This window comes from Enterobacter sp. AG326, from assembly GCF_004362415.1.
Lineage (GTDB): Bacteria > Pseudomonadota > Gammaproteobacteria > Enterobacterales > Enterobacteriaceae > Enterobacter > Enterobacter asburiae.
The window spans coordinates 156028-173848 of the sequence record NZ_SNXG01000006.1 but is presented as its reverse complement, the minus strand read 5'-3'; the positions used below and the strand labels follow the sequence as shown (position 1 = coordinate 173848).

Annotated in this window: 19 protein-coding genes and 1 other RNA gene; 6 read left to right on the top strand and 14 right to left on the bottom strand. The window is 57.3% G+C overall.

Annotated features, from left to right (window positions below):
- Positions 1 to 4: 4 nt before the first annotated feature.
- Positions 5 to 1075 (bottom strand): LacI family DNA-binding transcriptional regulator, encoded by a 1071-nt coding sequence (locus DFO52_RS18025; protein ID WP_133550893.1) that lies wholly within the window; start codon positions 1073 to 1075, stop codon positions 5 to 7.
- Between the two features lie 77 nt (positions 1076 to 1152).
- Positions 1153 to 1764: a hypothetical protein gene (locus DFO52_RS18020; RefSeq protein WP_133550892.1), complete on the bottom strand. Its 612-nt coding sequence runs from the start codon at positions 1762 to 1764 to the stop codon at positions 1153 to 1155.
- Between the two features lie 86 nt (positions 1765 to 1850).
- On the opposite strand from DFO52_RS18020, the gene DFO52_RS18015 reads away from it, so the two are divergent.
- Complete coding sequence (locus DFO52_RS18015) at positions 1851 to 3272, top strand: PLP-dependent aminotransferase family protein (RefSeq protein WP_133550891.1); 1422 nt, start codon at positions 1851 to 1853, stop codon at positions 3270 to 3272.
- Positions 3273 to 3353: 81 nt separating this feature from the next.
- Here the strand turns inward: DFO52_RS18015 and DFO52_RS18010 are convergent, their stop codons facing one another.
- The 3 genes from DFO52_RS18010 to ffs all read right to left on the bottom strand — a co-directional run bounded on the left by DFO52_RS18010 (position 3354) and on the right by ffs (position 4174).
- Positions 3354 to 3569, bottom strand: a complete 216-nt coding sequence (locus DFO52_RS18010) for a hypothetical protein (RefSeq protein WP_023310588.1) — start codon at positions 3567 to 3569, stop codon at positions 3354 to 3356.
- Positions 3566 to 3817, bottom strand: a complete 252-nt coding sequence (locus DFO52_RS18005) for a hypothetical protein (RefSeq protein ID WP_029741630.1) — start codon at positions 3815 to 3817, stop codon at positions 3566 to 3568. Before DFO52_RS18005 ends, DFO52_RS18010 begins: the two co-directional genes overlap by 4 nt.
- A 260-nt stretch (positions 3818 to 4077) precedes the next feature.
- Positions 4078 to 4174: signal recognition particle sRNA small type (gene ffs / locus DFO52_RS18000), an RNA gene on the bottom strand.
- 170 nt (positions 4175 to 4344) lie between these two features.
- On the opposite strand from ffs, the gene DFO52_RS17995 reads away from it, so the two are divergent.
- Positions 4345 to 4656, top strand: coding sequence for an MGMT family protein (locus DFO52_RS17995; RefSeq protein ID WP_029741631.1), 312 nt, complete (start codon positions 4345 to 4347; stop codon positions 4654 to 4656).
- 33 nt (positions 4657 to 4689) lie between these two features.
- Here DFO52_RS17995 and DFO52_RS17990 read toward each other — a convergent pair whose 3' ends face one another.
- On the bottom strand, positions 4690 to 5217 hold the full coding sequence (locus DFO52_RS17990) for a YbaY family lipoprotein (RefSeq protein ID WP_133550890.1): 528 nt from the start codon (positions 5215 to 5217) through the stop codon (positions 4690 to 4692).
- A gap of 200 nt (positions 5218 to 5417) precedes the next feature.
- Here DFO52_RS17990 and tesB point away from each other — a divergent pair, with 200 nt between their 5' ends.
- The gene (gene tesB / locus DFO52_RS17985; protein WP_029741633.1) at positions 5418 to 6278 is read left to right on the top strand and encodes an acyl-CoA thioesterase II; all 861 of its coding nucleotides are present in this window, start codon (positions 5418 to 5420) and stop codon (positions 6276 to 6278) included.
- 77 nt (positions 6279 to 6355) lie between these two features.
- On the opposite strand, the gene amtB is transcribed toward tesB, so the two are convergent.
- From amtB to DFO52_RS17960, 5 genes are all read right to left on the bottom strand, one after another.
- Entirely contained in the window at positions 6356 to 7645 is a 1290-nt protein-coding gene (gene amtB / locus DFO52_RS17980; protein WP_133550889.1) for an ammonium transporter AmtB, read from the bottom strand.
- A 35-nt stretch (positions 7646 to 7680) separates the two neighbouring features.
- Positions 7681 to 8019 carry a P-II family nitrogen regulator gene (gene glnK / locus DFO52_RS17975; protein ID WP_008503304.1) on the bottom strand — a complete coding sequence of 113 codons (339 nt, stop codon included), beginning with the start codon at positions 8017 to 8019 and terminating at the stop codon, positions 7681 to 7683.
- A gap of 220 nt (positions 8020 to 8239) precedes the next feature.
- Positions 8240 to 10021: a SmdB family multidrug efflux ABC transporter permease/ATP-binding protein gene (locus DFO52_RS17970; protein ID WP_133550888.1), complete on the bottom strand. Its 1782-nt coding sequence runs from the start codon at positions 10019 to 10021 to the stop codon at positions 8240 to 8242.
- Positions 10014 to 11786, bottom strand: coding sequence for a SmdA family multidrug ABC transporter permease/ATP-binding protein (locus DFO52_RS17965; RefSeq protein WP_133550887.1), 1773 nt, complete (start codon positions 11784 to 11786; stop codon positions 10014 to 10016). The genes DFO52_RS17970 and DFO52_RS17965 overlap by 8 nt, the downstream gene beginning before the upstream one ends.
- Positions 11787 to 11816: 30 nt before the next feature.
- Entirely contained in the window at positions 11817 to 12275 is a 459-nt protein-coding gene (locus DFO52_RS17960) for an Lrp/AsnC family transcriptional regulator (RefSeq protein ID WP_029739897.1), read from the bottom strand.
- A 112-nt stretch (positions 12276 to 12387) separates the two neighbouring features.
- Here DFO52_RS17960 and DFO52_RS17955 point away from each other — a divergent pair, with 112 nt between their 5' ends.
- Complete coding sequence (locus DFO52_RS17955; RefSeq protein ID WP_243737948.1) at positions 12388 to 13437, top strand: PLP-dependent cysteine synthase family protein; 1050 nt, start codon at positions 12388 to 12390, stop codon at positions 13435 to 13437.
- Positions 13438 to 13477: 40 nt separating this feature from the next.
- On the opposite strand, the gene cof is transcribed toward DFO52_RS17955, so the two are convergent.
- On the bottom strand, positions 13478 to 14296 hold the full coding sequence (cof, locus tag DFO52_RS17950) for an HMP-PP phosphatase (RefSeq protein ID WP_133550886.1): 819 nt from the start codon (positions 14294 to 14296) through the stop codon (positions 13478 to 13480).
- A 101-nt stretch (positions 14297 to 14397) separates the two neighbouring features.
- On the opposite strand from cof, the gene DFO52_RS17945 reads away from it, so the two are divergent.
- Positions 14398 to 16098 (top strand): SgrR family transcriptional regulator, encoded by a 1701-nt coding sequence (locus DFO52_RS17945; protein WP_133550885.1) that lies wholly within the window; start codon positions 14398 to 14400, stop codon positions 16096 to 16098.
- 66 nt (positions 16099 to 16164) lie between these two features.
- Complete coding sequence (gene queC / locus DFO52_RS17940) at positions 16165 to 16860, top strand: 7-cyano-7-deazaguanine synthase QueC (protein WP_023310577.1); 696 nt, start codon at positions 16165 to 16167, stop codon at positions 16858 to 16860.
- Positions 16861 to 16920: 60 nt separating this feature from the next.
- Here queC and DFO52_RS17935 read toward each other — a convergent pair whose 3' ends face one another.
- Together DFO52_RS17935 and DFO52_RS17930 are read right to left on the bottom strand one after the other, a co-directional pair.
- Complete coding sequence (locus DFO52_RS17935) at positions 16921 to 17319, bottom strand: YbgC/FadM family acyl-CoA thioesterase (protein ID WP_024906822.1); 399 nt, start codon at positions 17317 to 17319, stop codon at positions 16921 to 16923.
- A gap of 99 nt (positions 17320 to 17418) precedes the next feature.
- Positions 17419 to 17799 (bottom strand): helix-hairpin-helix domain-containing protein, encoded by a 381-nt coding sequence (locus DFO52_RS17930; RefSeq protein WP_133550884.1) that lies wholly within the window; start codon positions 17797 to 17799, stop codon positions 17419 to 17421.
- Positions 17800 to 17821 lie beyond the last annotated feature (22 nt).

Genomic DNA, 17821 nt, shown 5'->3' with positions numbered 1-17821 from the left:
AGTTTTATTTGCGGGCAATCTGCTCGGCAAGGAGTGCCAGACTTCTGAGCTGCTGCGCCAGATCCTCGCGTTCGGCCTGCTTAGGGTTGCGCCGCGCGCTGGAATGACGAGTAACCAGCGTCACCGGCAGCTGAACCTGCCGGCACGCTTCGCCCCCGGAAGACGCCAGCAGCCACTCCACGCTGCGTTCGCCCGCCTCGCGAAACGCCTGACGAATGGTCGTCAGCGGCGGGGAAAACCAGGCGCTGTCGGCCGTATCGTCAAACCCGACTACCGAAAGCTGACCAGGGATCGCAATCCCTTTTTCCGCGCAGGCGCGCATCACCCCGAGCGCCATCTGATCGTTCGCCACCAGAATCGCGTCCGGTAATGCCGCACCCGACAGCAGCACATGTCCCTTCTCGTAACCGCTGGCCGCGCTCCAGTCACCGTAGGCCACAGCCGCCGCGTTAAGACCCGCCTGCGCCAGCGTCGCTTTCCAGCCTGCCAGGCGCGCCCGTGCAGAGACCGAGCTCTCCGGCCCGCTCAACAGGGCAATATTCCGATGCTCCAGTGAAAGCAGATGCTCAACGCCCAGACGCGCCCCCTGCTCCGCGTTAAACACGAGGCTGTTTACCCGCGCTGAGGGCGCCACATCGAGGAACAGCACCGGGACGGGTGACGCCAGCGCCCCGAGCTCTTCGGCGAGCGGATCGTCAAGCGGCACATTCACCAGCAGCGCGTCCACCCGCTGTGCCAGCAGCGTCTGAAGCGCGGCCTGACACTGCTGGGGTTGCTCCACCATGGAAATCAGGACGCTCGCCCCCTGTTCCGCCGCACGCGATTTGACCGCCGACACAATTTGCGAAGGCGCGTGCAGGGCCAGGTCGGTGGTGATGAGGCCCAGCGTACGGGTGCGTTTTCCCGCCAGCTGCTGCGCCCGAAGGTTAGGAACGTAGTGCAGCTCCGCCATCGCCTGCTGCACCTTTTCTCGCATGCGGGCAGACACATGTTCCGCGTCGTTAATGACGCGGGAAACGGTCTGATAAGAAACCCCCGCAAGGAGGGCGACATCATAGAGAGTGATTGCTTTCATGCTTTCTGGCATCGCGATTTTCGAAGCGTCTATTCTGGCACAGCGACGCCGTTAAAACATGTGAGCGCTTCGCAAAATTAAACAACCCGCTCCGGCTGGGGTATTTCGGCAATGCGTGGCTTCTGGCGGAACCAGGGCAGACAGAGCTGAATAAGCGGGCCAATGGTCAGGGCATACAGTACGGTTCCCACCCCAAACGTGCCGCCAAGCACGCACCCAATCAGCAGGACGGAGACTTCAATTGAGGTGCGCACGCTGCGAATGGACCACCCCAGCCGGGCGTGAATGCCGGTCATCAGACCGTCGCGCGGGCCTGGCCCGAAACCAGCTCCGATGTACATGCTTGTCGCAATCGCGTTCATCACGATGCCCGACACCAGGAAAGCAATTCGAACGGCTAGCGAATCCAGTTCCGGGATAAGCGCCATGCTGGCGTCCGCCGCCAGACCGATACAAATCACGTTGCTGATCGTGCCAAGGCCCGGCAGCTGGCGCAGCGGGATCCACAGCAGCAGTACCGCAGCGCCGACTAAAATGATCACCGTCCCGATAGTCATCCCCAGCTGCATCCCCACCCCAAGGTGAAATACATCCCAGGGATCGACACCCAAATCGGAACGAATAAACATCGCGGTGGAAAGACCATACAGTCCTAAACCGACATAGAGTTGTAGCAGACGACGTACCATTTTTATCTTCTCCAGTGAACCAGGCTTTCATCCTGACCTAAAATGGCACTATGATTAATGTCCAGTTTTCAAATAGTGGACTGCATATGTCATCACGTCGCTTCGGAAGCCAGTCTCTGGTACGCCTTTTAGGCCACTGGCAGCAAGCCTCATCCCGCACCCCGCTCTGGCGACAGCTGGCCGACGCGCTGCGTCTGTTAATCCTTGATGGACGTCTGGCACTGAATACCCGGCTGCCGGGCGAGCGTGAGCTGGCCACGGCGCTGGACGTGAGCCGAACCACCGTCAGCAGCGCCCTCGCCCACCTGCGTGAAGAAGGGTACCTTGAAAGCCGCCACGGCAGCGGGTCACGGGTCATTCTCCCTGACACGCGCGCCGTTCCGACCCTTTCCGCGGCGAGCGCCGCCCTGGATCTCTCCACTGCCGCCCTGAATGCCGGGCCGGAGATCCATCAGGCTTATGCCCATGCGCTCACGGCCATTACCCCGCATCTCTCGCTGACGGGCTACGATCAGCTTGGGCTGCCGACGCTGCGGGAGGCCATCGCTGCGCGCTATACCGCGCGGGGTCTTCCCACCCGCGCAGACGAAGTGATGGTGGTCAATGGCGCCGTCAGCGGCTTAGCGCTGGTGCTGCGGATGATGACCGGGCCGGGGGACCGCGTCGTGGTCGATCATCCCACCTATCCGCTGGCGATTGCCGCCATTCAGGGGGCGCAGTGTCGGCCAGTCGGGGTGTCGCTGCCGGAAACCGGCTGGGATACGTATGGCTTCGCGGCAACGCTTGCCCAGACGGCGCCGCGCCTGGCCTACCTGATGCCAGATTTTCATAATCCGACCGGGCGCTGTATGGATATCGCCACCCGTCAGGCTATCACGGATATCGCAGCCCAAACCCGCACGGTGCTGGTGGTGGATGAAACGATGGTGGATCTCTGGTTTGATGCGCCCCCGCCGCCGCCGCTGGCCGCCTTTAACCCGCAGGCCACCGTCATCACCTTAGGCTCTGCCGGAAAAAGCTTCTGGGGCGGGCTGCGTCTCGGCTGGATCCGCGCCTCATCGCGCGTCATCGCCACGCTTGCCCAGACGCGGGATACCCTGGATTTAGGCTCGCCGCTGCTCGAACAGCTGGCAATGCAGTGGCTCATTAACAACAGCGAGACGTTTCTGCCCGCACGCCGGAAGATGCTGGCGGAACGGCGCGATCGATGCGGTGACCTGCTGCGCGAACATTTCCCGGAGTGGAAATTCCACGAGGCGGAAGGCGGGCTCTCTTACTGGATAGAGCTTCCGGGCATGCTGGCGACACAGCTTGCCGCGCGGGCAGAAATAATCGGGATTAACCTGGGAACCGGGACGCGATTTGGTTTATCGGGGGCGTTTGACCGCTATTTACGTATGCCCTTCTCGCTGGAATCGACAGAGCTTGAGCAGGCGTTACTGAGGATCAAACCGTTATGGCTCGCCCTGAATAAAAACGTGCCATCGTTAAAACGCAGCGTGATCTAATATTAAAATATTTGAAGCAGATCATAAAATAAAAACTGCTGACTGTAACATATGCAGTCAGCAGTTTTCACTGGTCAGGGTTTAATGCTGAGGGGGAATAGGAAAGCCTTTTAGTGAAATAACGAAGTTATCACCGTCTTTCTTAATTTTTGCACCGGTATCACACCAGTCAGACGCAATTCGAAAGAACTCATCGCTTCCAACATTCCAGCCAAGACGTACATGCTTCACGTAGCCTGAACGCAACAGATCGCAGGCCTCGTTGTAGTCACTGGCGGTTGACAGTTGTTGTTTCATTTTCTCTTCTTCAGAATTTTACGTAGAGCCTTGATTTCTTTAGGAGTAAATGGAGAAACACTCTCTTCTTCCGTATGCTGATTATCAATATCCTCTTCCGATACTCCCGCCTCTTCTACTGCTTCGAATGCCAGCAGCAGCAGTTTCTCTGTCGTCACGCTTAAATTCTCGTTATTGACTTCCGCATAATGGCGAAGCCTTTCTTTTAGCGCGTCATCAATCTTAACGTTTAATACAGCTGTAGCCATGTTTGTCACTTCCCTTCGGAACAAGTACTTTATTTAATACACGAAGTTAACAATGTTATCCAGATATATATTTTTTTGAGTTATGGAAGTAAATAACCGTCCAATTATAAAATGACAGTCTATTATTACAGGTTTATGACAATAATATTTCAATACAATGAAATATATATTACACGATATAGGCGTAATTTTATTGTGGAATAATGATTTTAGGGAGAAGTGAAGCTGAAGAATCTTATGAGGGCAGAAATGGGTGGGGGCCCTGCCAGCTACATCCCGGCACACACGTCGTCTGCCCTGGCTGCTTCCTTCCGGACCTGACCTGGTGAACAGAGTAGCGTTGCGGGAGAACCAACAGAGCCCCCATTGAGAGCGTTGATAACCAACGCGCTGGCGCATTATCCCTGTGCTAAAGCCCAATTGCAAGCGACCAGCAACCGGATGCTGGTTTCTTGCGCAATGAGGCGCAGCAATCAAGAAGATCTTCGTTTACCATAGCTTTCCAGACACTCTCCACAGGTAAAGGTATGGACGAACACGACTCCTTTCCACAGCGCGTATGGCAAATCGTGGCCTCAATCCCGGAAGGCTACGTCACCACCTATGGTGATGTCGCGCGTCTGGCCGGTTCCCCGCGCGCGGCGCGACAGGTTGGCGGCGTCCTGAAACGGCTGCCGGAAGGCAGTACGCTGCCCTGGCATCGGGTGGTGAATCGTCATGGCGCCATTTCGCTCACCGGGCCGGATCTCCAGCGTCAGCGTCAGGCGTTACTTTCAGAGGGTGTGCAGGTGTCAGGGTCGGGTCAGATCGATTTGCAGAAATTTCGCTGGGTATATTGACCCCTCTCCCGGAGGAGAGGGGAAATGCAGAAATTACATCTGAGTCGGCGGGGTTGGCAGGGACGGCTGATTGGTTTGCGGTGCGACCGGCACTTCGGTCTGCTGTACCGGCACCAGGTTCAGGTCGACTTTGGTCCCGCCGTTGTTGATCGCTTCCTGGACCGTATCGGTGATAAAGACCAGCTTGCCGTTGATGGTTACCGCTGCGCTCAGCAGGATACGGGCGTTAGGCTGCACGTCCGACGGGTTATACGGCAATACGAAGCTAAACGGCGCCTGCTTGCCTTCAGTACGAACGGCGCGCTGGGCCACGACTTTCGACGGCGCGTCAGCCAGAGAAGCATCAGACAGCGTTACTGTTAATACCGCATCCGGCGGCAGCGCAACTTTCTGTTTAATCCAGATGGTACCGGAAACATTAGGCTGCTGAATGGATTGCTGTGAAAGGGTATTAATCCCGTTCGGGTCTGCTGCTGGTACCGGCACCTGGGCACTCTTATCGGCACAGGCGGACAACGCCACCGCAATAGCTACACCACTTAGCATGGGCACGAGTTTCATTGAAGTCTCCTTATCAATGCACCAGCGGGATCGATCCCATCCGATGTCGTTTCAATCACATAACGTATCCAAGTGTGGCACAGATCACCGATTTATGCCTGAAAACGTGCCGATATTCAGATTATTCTACCCATCGGACCACTTTCATTTCTGCGTTATACTCTGCCTATCTTTCGCTACGGCGTTTATTGAGGACAACTATGAGTCAGGCACTGAACAATCTGCTGACGTTACTGAATCTGGAAAAAATTGAGGAAGGACTCTTTCGCGGACAGAGCGAAGATCTCGGCTTACGTCAGGTTTTCGGGGGGCAAGTCGTCGGACAGGCACTGTACGCAGCAAAGGAGACTGTCCCGGCAGACCGTCTGGTGCATTCATTCCACAGCTATTTCTTACGCCCTGGCGATAGCGCAAAACCGATTGTGTATGACGTGGAAGTCCTGAGAGACGGCAACAGCTTCAGCGCTCGCCGCGTTGCGGCCATTCAGAGCGGCAAGCCGATCTTTTACATGACCGCCTCTTTCCAGGCGCCGGAACCCGGCTACGAGCATCAAAAAGTGATGCCGCCAGCACCCGCGCCAGACGATCTAAAATCAGAGACCGATATCGCTCGCGCGCTGGCGCATCTGCTTCCGCCGCAGGTCAAAGAGAAGTTTCTCTGCGATAAGCCGCTGGAGATCCGCCCGGTTGAGTTCCACAACCCGATGAAAGGCCACCCCGCCGAACCGAAGCGCCAGGTCTGGATCCGGGCTAACGGGACCGTGCCGGAAGATTTCCGCGTGCATCAGTACCTGCTGGGGTATGCGTCAGATTTCAACTTCCTGCCGGTGGCGCTGCAGCCGCACGGCGTCGGGTTCCTTGAAAAAGGGATGCAGGTCGCGACGATCGATCACTCCATGTGGTTCCATCGTCCGTTCAACATGAATGAGTGGCTGCTCTACAGCGTGGAGAGTACGTCAGCGTCAAGCGCTCGCGGGTTTGTGCGCGGGGAGTTTTATACGCAGGACGGCGTGCTGGTGGCTTCTACGGTGCAGGAAGGGGTAATGCGTAACAGAGGTTGATGTTGTGCTGCCCCTCTCCCACAGGGAGAGGGAATACACATTAAAAACGGCAACCGAAGTTGCCGTTTTGCTGTTTATTATGCGTTATACGCATTCTCGCCGTGGCTGTTGACGTCCAGACCTTCGCGCTCCTGCTCTTCCGGTACGCGCAGACCAACCGTCATATCCGCCAGCTTATAGCCAATGAAAGCGACAACGGCAGACCAGACAACGGTGAGAGCAATACTTTCCAGCTGCACCAGCACCTGATGAACCATGGTCACGCCTTCTGCGTAGCCAACGCCACCGAGCGATTTCGCGGCGAAGATACCGGTCATGATACAACCCACGATGCCGCACACGCCGTGAACACCAAACACATCGCACGGGTCGTCAACGCGCAGCACACGTTTCAGTGCGGTCACGCCCCACAGACCCGCCAGACCGGACACCAGGCCGACCAGCAGCGCGCCACCCACGCCGACATAACCACACGCTGGCGTAATGCCAACCAGACCGGCAATGGCCCCCGAACAGGCACCCAGCAGAGAAGGTTTACCGCGTACCGCCCACTCGCCAAACACCCAGGAGAGGATTGCACCCGCCGTGGCCACAACGGTGTTCACGAAGGCCAGCGCGGCAATTTCGTTTGCTGCACTCGCTGAGCCTGCGTTGAAGCCAAACCAGCCAAAGTAGAGGATAGCCGTACCGGTAAACACCATCGGCAGGTTGTGCGGTTTGAACGCTTCTTTACCGAAGCCCACGCGTTTGCCAATCAGGTAGGCACCCACCAGGCCCGCTACCGCGGCGTTGATGTGTACAACGGTACCGCCCGCAAAGTCCAGCGCGCCGTGCGTTGCCAGCAGACCGCCACCCCAGACCATGTGCGCAATAGGCACATAGGAGAGCGTCATCCAGACCACCACGAAGATCAGCACGGCAGAGAAACGAATACGCTCGGCGAGCGCGCCCACAATCAGCCCGACGGTAATACAGGCGAAGGAGCCCTGGAACGCAACGTGAATGTACTGATAGAAACTGCCCATCAGCGCGGTCAGCTCAATATTTTTCAGCATCACCCAGTCGAAGTTACCAAAGAACGCATTGCCCGTGCCGAACGCCAGCGAGTAACCGTAAACCACCCACAGCACGCAGACCAGTGCGAACGTCACGGCAACCTGCGTCAGCATGGAGAGAACGTTTTTGCCACGGATCAGGCCGCCGTAGAACAGCGCAATGCCCGGAATGGACATGAACAGCACCAGCGCGGTGCTGATCATCATAAAGGCGTTATCGGCTTTGTCGACCACCGCAGGGGTAGCAGCCAGCGCCAGGCCCGGCAGCAGTGCCAGCGAACCCAGACCCGTTTTGAGTGTTGCTATCTTCATTTTCTCGATCCCTATCACTGTGTGCCAGGAGTTACTTACAGAGCCGCTTCGTCAGATTCGCCGGTACGAATGCGAATGACGCGCTGCAGTTCGGCAACGAAAATTTTGCCGTCGCCAATTTTGCCGGTATAGGCCGCTTTGCTAATGACATCAATGACTTCATCAAGCTGATCGTCAGCAATCGCGACATCAATTTTTACTTTTGGCAGAAAGTTAACGCTGTATTCCGCCCCGCGATAAAGCTCGGCATGACCCTTCTGACGACCAAAGCCTTTCACTTCGGTGACAGTCAGTCCCTGAATACCCATTGAAGACAACGCTTCACGCACGTCTTCGAGTTTGAATGGTTTGATTACAACCGTAACCAGCTTCATAGATCCCCTCCAGTCAGAATTCGGTAATGGCCGTAGCTTACGCAGAAGGTATTGCAAGGGGTGTGCCAGAAATGAAAACGAGGGGGAACGGCGGCGCACAGAGCATTACGCGGCCGTAATAAACGAACAGATGAAAAAAAACGCACCATGCCGGTGCAGGGTGCGTTTCAGTTTTGCACCAACAGGAATGACTGTTAGCGCGACGCCTCATTTTAGTGCATCAGGCGCTAAGCGACTCTTCATCGCGCACGCTGGCCGCCAGCTCTTCGCCCGCCAGCTGCAGCTGGTACATCTGCCAGTAGCGCCCTTTTGCTTCCAGCAGTTCACGGTGCGTACCGCGTTCAACGGCCTGTCCGCGATGTAGCACCAGAATGGTATCGGCATCGACGATCGTGGAAAGACGGTGGGCAATCACCACCAGCGTGGTATGGTCACGTACGGCGGCCAGCGCCTGCTGGATGGCTTGCTCGGTGCCGGAATCAATACTGGCCGTGGCTTCATCCAGAATCAGAATCTGCGGCGTTTCAATCAGCACCCGCGCCAGCGCCAGGAGCTGCTTTTGCCCGACGGAGAGATTGTTCCCCTGCTCGCCCAGTTTGGTATTGATCCCATCGCTAAACCCGCGCGCCAGCTCTGCCAGCTGCACTTTCTCCAGCACGTCCCAGACCTGCTCCTGGGAGTAGTCTCGGCCAAGGGTCACGTTCGCGTAGAAGGTATCGGCCAGCACGACCGGATCCTGCTGCACCATCGCGACGCCTTTACGCAACACGGTGTGGCTGAGAGACGCGAGCGGGCGCCCGTCGAGGCGGATTTCGCCGTGCGTGACCGGGTAATAGCCCATCAACAGGCTTGCAAGCGTGCTCTTACCGCTGCCGGTATGCCCCACCAGCGCCACGAAACCGCGCGACGGAACGTCAAGCGTGATGTCCTGCAGCACCAGCCGGTCTTCGCGATAGGCAAACGAGACGTTATCAAAGGCGATAGTCCCGCTTTGCAGAGGTCGCTCGTCATTGCCGTAGGCCTGGCGCGGCCTGTCCATCAGCTCAAACACGCGTTCACCGGCAACTACCGCCTGTTGCAGCATCGATTGCTGGGTGGTGAGCTCGATCAGCGGCTCGTTAAGGCGTCCCAGATAGCTAATAAAGGCGTACAGCACGCCCACTTCGATCGTACCGTTTGAGCTCAGGCCAAAGAGCATCAGCAGCCCGCAAAGCACCAGCGCAGAGAAAAGGCTGAGCAGCGGACGCAGCAGGAAACCGTCGAGCCGCAGCGTCTGCATGCGCGCCATGTAGTGCGATCGGCTGGCTTCGCCCATGCGCTCGCCAAAGCGCGCCTGCTGGCGGAACTGCTGGATGACGCTCATGCCGTTGATCACTTCGTTGAAGCCATCGTTGATGTCGGCCAGATACGCGCGCACCCGACGCACAATCGGCGTGCTGTAGCGCTGGTAAATGACCATGACAATCAGCACCGCCGGGAAAATAGCGATCGCCACCAGCGCCATGCGCCAGTCGAGGCTGAACATCGCCACCAGCATCGCGCCAATCAGCGCCGCGCTGCGCAGTACGGTTGCCACCACGGTGACGTACAGATCGCGGATCACCTCGGTATCGTTGGTCACGCGCGAAATCACCTGCCCGACCGGCTGGATATCAAATTCGCTGAGCGGCTGGCGAAGCGCCGCGTCCATTACATCCGTACGCAGCTGCTGAACAACGCCCACGGCTGCACGGTTAAACAGCAGCGACTGCGCATAGTGCAGCCCTGCTGCCGTCAGCTGTAAGCCAACGTAGGCCACGCCTAAGCCCGCCACCAGCCCCAGCGGCAGATAGCTTTTGGCGACCATGTTGTCGATAAAATAGCTGATGAGCAGCGGACCGCTCACTTCAGCAATCGCCGCAATCCAGAGTAAAAGCACGGCCACGGAGAGCGGTTTACGCCACGGCGAGCCGTAGGCCAGCAGACGTTTGAGCGTTGGCCACATCGTTCCGATCTTACGCATTGGCGGCCTCCTCATTCTGCTCCGGTGCATCGTCCAGCGCCGCCTCAAGCTGTTGATAGCGGTACATATCGCGATACCAGCCCGGCTGCTCGGTAAGCGTTTCATGCTGCCCGCGCTGGGCAATGTGCCCGTGCTGTAAGACCACAATTTCGCTGGCTTCGGTGAGCGCCGACAAACGGTGGGCGCTGATTATCACCGTGCGTCCGTCGCCCCACTGGCGCAGGTTATGCAGGATCTGATGCTCGGTACGGCCATCCACGGCGGAAAGCGCATCATCCAGGATCAGAATTTCAGCGTTCAGCAGCAGCGCGCGGGCAATCGAGATACGCTGCTTTTGCCCGCCGGACAGCATGACGCCGCGTTCCCCGACTTCCGTTTCGTACCCCTGCGGCAGACGCAAAATATCATCATGTACGCTGGCCAGACGCGCCACATGCTCAATTTCTTCCTGAGTTGCCGCAGGGCGTCCCAGGGCAATGTTGTTCGCCACGGTGTCCGAAAATAAAAACGGCGTTTGGCTGACGACCGCCAGGCGACCGCGCCACTCGTCAAGCAGCAGTCTGGTCAGGGGAATATCGTGGAAGCGGATATCGCCCTCGGTGACGTCAAAGTGGCGCTGAAGCAGAGAGAGTACGGTACTTTTGCCGGATCCCGTCGGGCCGCAGATGCCCAGCATTTGCCCTGGCTGCAGGGTAAAGCTGACGTTCTCCAGCACCGGATGCTCCGTATGCGGATAGACAAACTTGCGGACGTCGACGGTCATGACGCCGCGCCCTTCCGGTACGGCTTCGCTACCGTCGATGACCACCGGCGCTTCGGCCAGCATGGCGCGAATGCGGCTGTAGGCGGCGCTCCCGCGCTCCACGATGTTAAACATCCAGGCCAGCGCCAGCATCGGCCAGATCATGAGACCCAGATACATCGCAAAGCTGGTCAATTGCCCCAGGGTAAGCGTGCCCTGCACCACCATCCAGCTTCCGCCGCCAATGGCCAGCATATTTGCCATGCCGATTGCGATATAAATCGTCGGATCAAAACGGGCGTCGATACGCGCGACGCGCATGTTTTTCGCCCCCGTGTCTGCCGCATCGGCGGCAAACAGCGCAGACTGCCGGTCTTCCAGACCAAACGCTTTGATCATGCGGATGCTGGTCATGCTCTCCTGGGTGCGATCGTTCAGAGATGAAAACGCCGCCTGCGCCAGCTTAAAGCGCTCGTGCAGCTGTTCACCATAGCGATTGATCGCCAGCGCCATGATCGGCATAGGCAGCAGGGCGAGCAGGGTTAGCTGCCAGCTGATCTGCGTGGACATCACGATCAGCACCGCACAGCCCATCACCAGCGAGTCCACCAGCGTCAGCACCCCTTCCCCGGCGGCAAAGACCACGCGATCGACGTCGTTTGTCGCGCGGGCGATGAGATCCCCGGTGCGATGACGCAGATAAAATTCGGGATGCTGTCGGCTCAGCTGGCGGTAAAAATCTTCACGCAGCTCAACGGCCAGCTGATAGGACGCACCAAACAGCAGCACGCGCCAGACGTAGCGCAGCAGATAAACAATGACGGCCGTCAGCACCAGCGTGCCGACCCACATCAACACCCGTGCGGTGGTGTAATGCTGTTCGGTGACGCCATCCACGACGTACCCTACCACTTTCGGCGGGATCAGCTGTAGGATGGCAATGATAATAAGCAGGAATACTGCGCCGAGGTAGCGTTGCCACTCCCGACGAAAGTACCAGCTTAGTTGGGCAAATAATCGCACGCGGTTTGTTCCTGAAGGTATTTTACGAAGTTATTCAATAGGTAATGCTGTGGTGTATTTAATCTGTTCCATGGCGAAGCTTGAGGTGACGTCCGACAAGCCCGGGACGCTGTTCACCAGCCGCTTGTAGAAATCATCATAGCGCTTCATGTCGGCCACCTGGACGCGCATCAGGTAATCGTACTCTCCGGCCATTCGCCAGAAACCGAGCACCTCGGGCATCTCCGACACCTGGGTGACGAAGCGGCAATACCAGTCGCTGCTGTGATGCTGGGTTTTTATCAGCACAAACGCCGTCAGCCCAAGCCCCAGTTTTTCGGGATCTAACAACGCGACGCGCCCCAGAAGAATGCCGTCATCTTCCAGCTTCTTAAGCCGCTTCCAGCACGGGGTGGTGGTCAGATTAACGGCATCTGCCAGCGCCTGCAAAGAGAGGGTACAGTCATTTTGCAGCAATGAAAGGAGCTTGCGGTCAATTTTATCTAGCATACCCACCTCACAGAGAAAATTTTTCTCTCTTCATTCTATTTTAAAGGCCAGATAGCAACAATTTTTTCTGTGCTTTTCGCTATCCTAGGCACAAAATGACAAACGGATAACGATGATGAATAGCACCTGGGTTAAACATGCGATCAGCGAAATCAATGCCGACTATCAGCGCTCGGCGGATACGCACCTGATTCGCCTTTCCCTGCCGGGATTTGACGGCATTCAGCTCTATCTGAAAGATGAAAGCACCCATCCCACCGGCAGCCTGAAGCATCGCCTGGCGCGCTCGCTGTTTTTATACGGTTTATGTAACGGCTGGATTAAAGAAGGCACCACTATTATTGAATCTTCGTCCGGTTCAACGGCGGTGTCCGAAGCCTATTTCGCCCGCCTGCTGGGCCTGCCGTTTATCGCGGTAATGCCGTCCTGCACCGCAAAACGCAAAATCGAACAGATCGAATTTTACGGCGGACGCTGCCACTTTGTGGAAAGCGCCTGCGAAATCTACGCAGCCTCCGAAATGCTGGCCCGCGAGCTGAACGGCCACTATATGGACCAGTTCACCTTCGCCGAGCGCGCGACGGACTGGCGCGGCAATAACAACATTGCCGACAGTATTTTCCGCCAGATGACCCACGAACCGCATCCGGTTCCGTCCTGTATCGTCATGAGCGCCGGTACCGGCGGCACGTCAGCCACGATTGGACGCTATATCCGCTGTCAGGGCTACGATACCCAACTGATGGTGGTTGACCCGCAGAACTCCGTGTTCCTCGACTACTGGCAAAACCGCGATGCCGGTCTGCGCAGCCCGGTGGGCAGTAAAATTGAAGGGATTGGCCGCCCGCGCGTGGAGCCCTCTTTCATCCCCGACGTCGTGGATGAGATGATTCGCGTGCCGGATGCCGCAAGCGTGGCAACGGCGCACTGGCTGGAAACGCAGCTGGGCCGCAAGGTGGGTGCATCGACGGGCACAAATATGTGGGGCGCACTGCAGCTTGCCGCCCGTATGCGCGAAGAGGGCCGCACCGGTTCCATCGTCACGCTGCTGTGCGACAGCGGCGAGCGTTATCTCGATACCTACTACAACGCGGAGTGGGTGCAGGCCAACATCGGCGATATCGCCCCGTGGAAAGCGCAGATTGCACAGCTTGTGAAATAAAAAAAGCCAGACCTAAGTCTGGCTTGCTGGAAGGGTCTCACTATTCGGGGGAATACGGGAGGTTGTTGTTGTCCAGCCAATGTGTCAAAAAATGGGACACTGCTTCATTGCGGCAGTGGCCAATAACCGGCAGATGGGGAAGTTCTGCTTTCAGCTGCGCCATCGCATTCCCCATGATCAGACCGCGACCTACGCTACCCAGCATTTCGCGGTCGTTCATGGCGTCACCAAACGCCATACACTCCTGCAGCGTTAAGCCCAGGTGGTCGCTCAGCACCGCCAGAGCGGAGCCTTTGTTACAGCCCACCGGCAGCACTTCCAGACAATCCACCGCCGAGAAGGTCAGGTGCGCCCGGTCGCCCAGCGCCTCATTCAGCTGAATCCTTAAGCGGCACAGATCGTCGTGATCGCCGCAGAAGCAGATCTTAGTTACCGCATGGGCGGGGATCCGACGCAGATCGATAAGCTGGTATTTAAAGCCGCTGTAAACATGCGCGTGCAATAATTCCGGGATTTCGCTTCCGGTGAACCAGCCCCGATCGTTAAAGACGTGGACGCTGGCCTGCGTGTCCCAGGTGCTGTGCAGAACGATGTCCGCCACTTCCGGGTTGAGATCCTGCCGGTGCAGCACATCGCCTTCTACGGAGTGAATGCGCGTCCCGTTGCCGGTGATCAGAAAGGCGTCGAGGGAGAACGCCCCCAGCAAATGGCGCATCTCCAGCACATGGCGGCCAGTGGCAAACGTCAGGGTGACATGACGCTCGTGCAGGCGCTTCAGCGTGTTCAGGGTTTTTTCCCCTAAACGGTGATCCGGCATTAACAGCGTACCGTCCATATCAAATGCAGCGAGCCGAGCCATGATTACTCCCGAAATGTGATGCGGTTAACTTGTGCATCAGTATCGTGTGAGATATACGGAAGTAATAGTGAATAGATGATAATTATTGTTCCGGGTTTCTTATGCGCCAGCTCAATCGACTCAACCAGTATCACCGCCTCTGGCAGCCTTCCCTGGGTGCAACGCAACAGGTCACCATCAGCGAGCTTGCCGCCCGCTGTTTTTGCAGCGAGCGGCATGTCCGAACCCTGCTGCGCCAGGCTCAGGAAGCGGGCTGGCTCAGCTGGCGAGCGCAGTCTGGCCGCGGTAAGCGCGGTGAGCTAACGTTCCATGTCGCCCCGGAGTCACTGCGTAATGCGATGATGGAAGAGGCGCTGAAAAGCGGGCAGCAGCATAACGCGCTGGAACTGGCCCAGCTTGCCCCTGAAGCGCTGCGGTCATTACTGCATCCTTTTTTGGGCGGGCAGTGGCAAAACGACACGCCGACGCTGCGCATTCCCTACTATCGCTCGCTGGAGCCGCTTCAGCCGGGGTTTTTACCGGGCCGGGCAGAGCAGCATCTGGCGGGACAGGTCTTCTCAGGCCTGACGCGTTTTAACGGTAACAGCAGTGAACCCGCGGGCGATCTGGCGCATCACTGGGATGTCTCTGATGACGGCCTGCGCTGGCATTTCTACATTCGCTCCACCCTGCACTGGCATAACGGCGATAAAATAGAAACGGCGCAACTCCAGCGAAGTCTGACAGCGCTGTTGACGCTTCCTGCCCTGCGCACTCTGTTTCAGAGCGTCTTATGCATTGAAACAACGCATCCACAGTGTCTGACGTTTACGCTGCATCAACCGGACTACTGGCTGCCGCACAGGCTGGCAACCTACTGTAGCCGTCTGGCGCATCCCGACCATCCTGCGGTTGGCAGTGGCCCGTTTCGGCTGGCCGGCTTTGAGCCCGACCTGGTTCGTCTGGAAAGCCATGAGCAGTATCACCTGAGCCATCCGCTGCTCAAAGCCATCGAATACTGGATCACTCCCCAGCTTTTTGATTACAGCCTGGGCACCAGCTGTCGCCACCCGGTGCAAATCGCGATCGGCGAGGCTGACGAGCTGGAAAGTCTGCGGCTGGTAAGCAGCAGCACCAGCCTGGGGTTCTGTTACCTCACGCTAAAACAGAGCGCGCGCCTGAGTGAGATCCAGGCAAAACGGCTTATCAATATCATTCATCTCTCCAGGCTTCTCCACACACTTCCGCTAAACGAAGGGCTCATCACGCCCACCCAGGAACTGCTTCCCGACTGGACAATCCCCGAATGGCCTGATCTATCGGACGTAACCCTCCCTGAGGCGTTGACGCTGGTTTACCATCTCCCTGTTGAGCTTCACACCATGGCCAGCCAGTTGAAAGCATACCTGACGCTACAGGGGTGTGAACTGACCGTCATCTTTCACGACGCCAAGACGTGGGACGGATGCCTGGAGCTTGCCGATGCAGACATCATGATGGGGGACAGGCTAATTGGCGAAGCGCCGGAATATACGCTTGAACAGTGGCTGCGCTGCGATGCCCTCTGGCCGCACGTTCTTAGCGCTCCGGCTTACGCTCATCTGCAAGCCACGCTGGATGCAGTACAGACTCAGGCCGAGGCTCGGGATAGACACGCGGGGCTGCAAGCCATCTTCAACCGGCTAATGGAGAGTGCGGTGCTGACGCCACTCTTTAATTATCAATACCAAATCAGTGCTCCGCCTGGCGTGAATGGTATACGCCTCAACACCCGCGGCTGGTTTGACTTTACCGAAGCCTGGCTGCCCGCTCCCAAATCGTGAAGAAGCTGGTCGCCGTCGTGGTCAGACGGTAACATAACGTTTTTACCGTAACAGTCGAGATGATTTATGAAACGTGCCGTCGTCGTGTTCAGCGGAGGACAAGACTCTACTACCTGCCTGGTCCAAGCCCTTCATCAGTACGATGAAGTTCACTGTGTCACTTTCGATTATGGTCAGCGTCATCGCGCTGAAATCGACGTTGCTCGTGAACTAGCCCTGAAACTGGGCGCACGCGCGCACAAGGTGCTGGACGTTACGCTGTTAAATGAACTGGCCGTGAGCAGCCTCACCCGCGACAGTATCCCGGTACCTGACTACGAACCCGATGCCAGCGGCATTCCAAACACCTTCGTGCCGGGCCGTAATATCCTCTTCCTGACCCTTACGGCGATCTATGCCTACCAGGTAAAAGCCGAAGCGGTGATCACGGGCGTGTGCGAGACCGACTTCTCCGGCTACCCGGACTGTCGCGATGAGTTCGTGAAAGCGTTAAACCACGCCGTCAATCTGGGGATGGCGAAAGAGACGCGGTTTGAAACTCCGCTCATGTGGCTGGATAAAGCCGAAACCTGGGCGCTGGCGGACTACTGGGGCAAGCTGGACCTTGTTCGCAGCGAAACGCTCACCTGCTATAACGGTATCAAAGGCGACGGTTGCGGCCAGTGTGCGGCCTGTAATCTGCGCGCTAATGGGCTAAACCACTATCTTGCCGATAAATCCGGCGTGATGGCCGCGATGCAGAAAAAGACCGGTCTTAAATAGGGCTACTTGACCGTGCTGTCGCAAACAGGTATCGACAGCACGAGTACGCCTTGACATGTCTTACGCGATCATCAACTCCAGCTTTTCCCGCAATTCCCCTTCCAGCGGTAGCGCTTTCTGCGTTTTCAGATCGATACAGACAAACGTGATCAGCGCATCTGCCACCACCTGCCCTTCTGGATCGAGCGTCACCACCTGGCTTAACACCCCGCTTTTGCCATTGATCTGTTGCACCTGGCTGGTGACCGTGAGCACATCACCCAGCACGGCCGGACGTCGGTAGTTGATGTTGATATTGACGACCACGAACGCGATGTTGTGCGCGGTCAGCCACTGAAAGCTTTCGCTGTTTTCCAGCCCGTCCCAGCGCGCTTCTTCAAGAAACTCAAGATAGCGAGCGTTGTTCACATGCTGATAAACGTCGAGATGAAAACCGCGTACTTTGATTTTTGTCTGCATAGCGCAATAGCCTTTACTGTTATTGTAGGAAGAGAGGTCATAACTGGTATGACCTCTTTATCCTGGCAAAATTTTGCCGCAGTGCAAGAAATTGCGTAATTACAACGTCAGGTGTGAGAGGTTGCGCTCAACCAGCGCGCTGCCCATGCCCGGCACCTGCTTGAGATCGTCGACCGTTTTGAAAGGACCATACTCTTCGCGGTAGCTGACGATGGCCTGCGCTTTTTTCAGGCCCACGCCATTCATCGCGCGGGCGAGATCTTCCGCTGAGGCCGAATTGATACTGACCCGCGTACCGTCATCATCCGCACTTTTACCGGCGTCTGTCGCTTTGGTTTGCCCTTGCACCGGCGCTGCCGCGTCGGACTTGCTCTGGGTAGCTTGTGTTTTGGCGGCGGGGGCCGACGCCATCGCACCCGCACTCATCCCGGTGGTGGCAATAGCCAGCGTAATTAACAGTGCTTTGAATCCACATTTCATGCTGTTATCTCCTTGTTTGTTG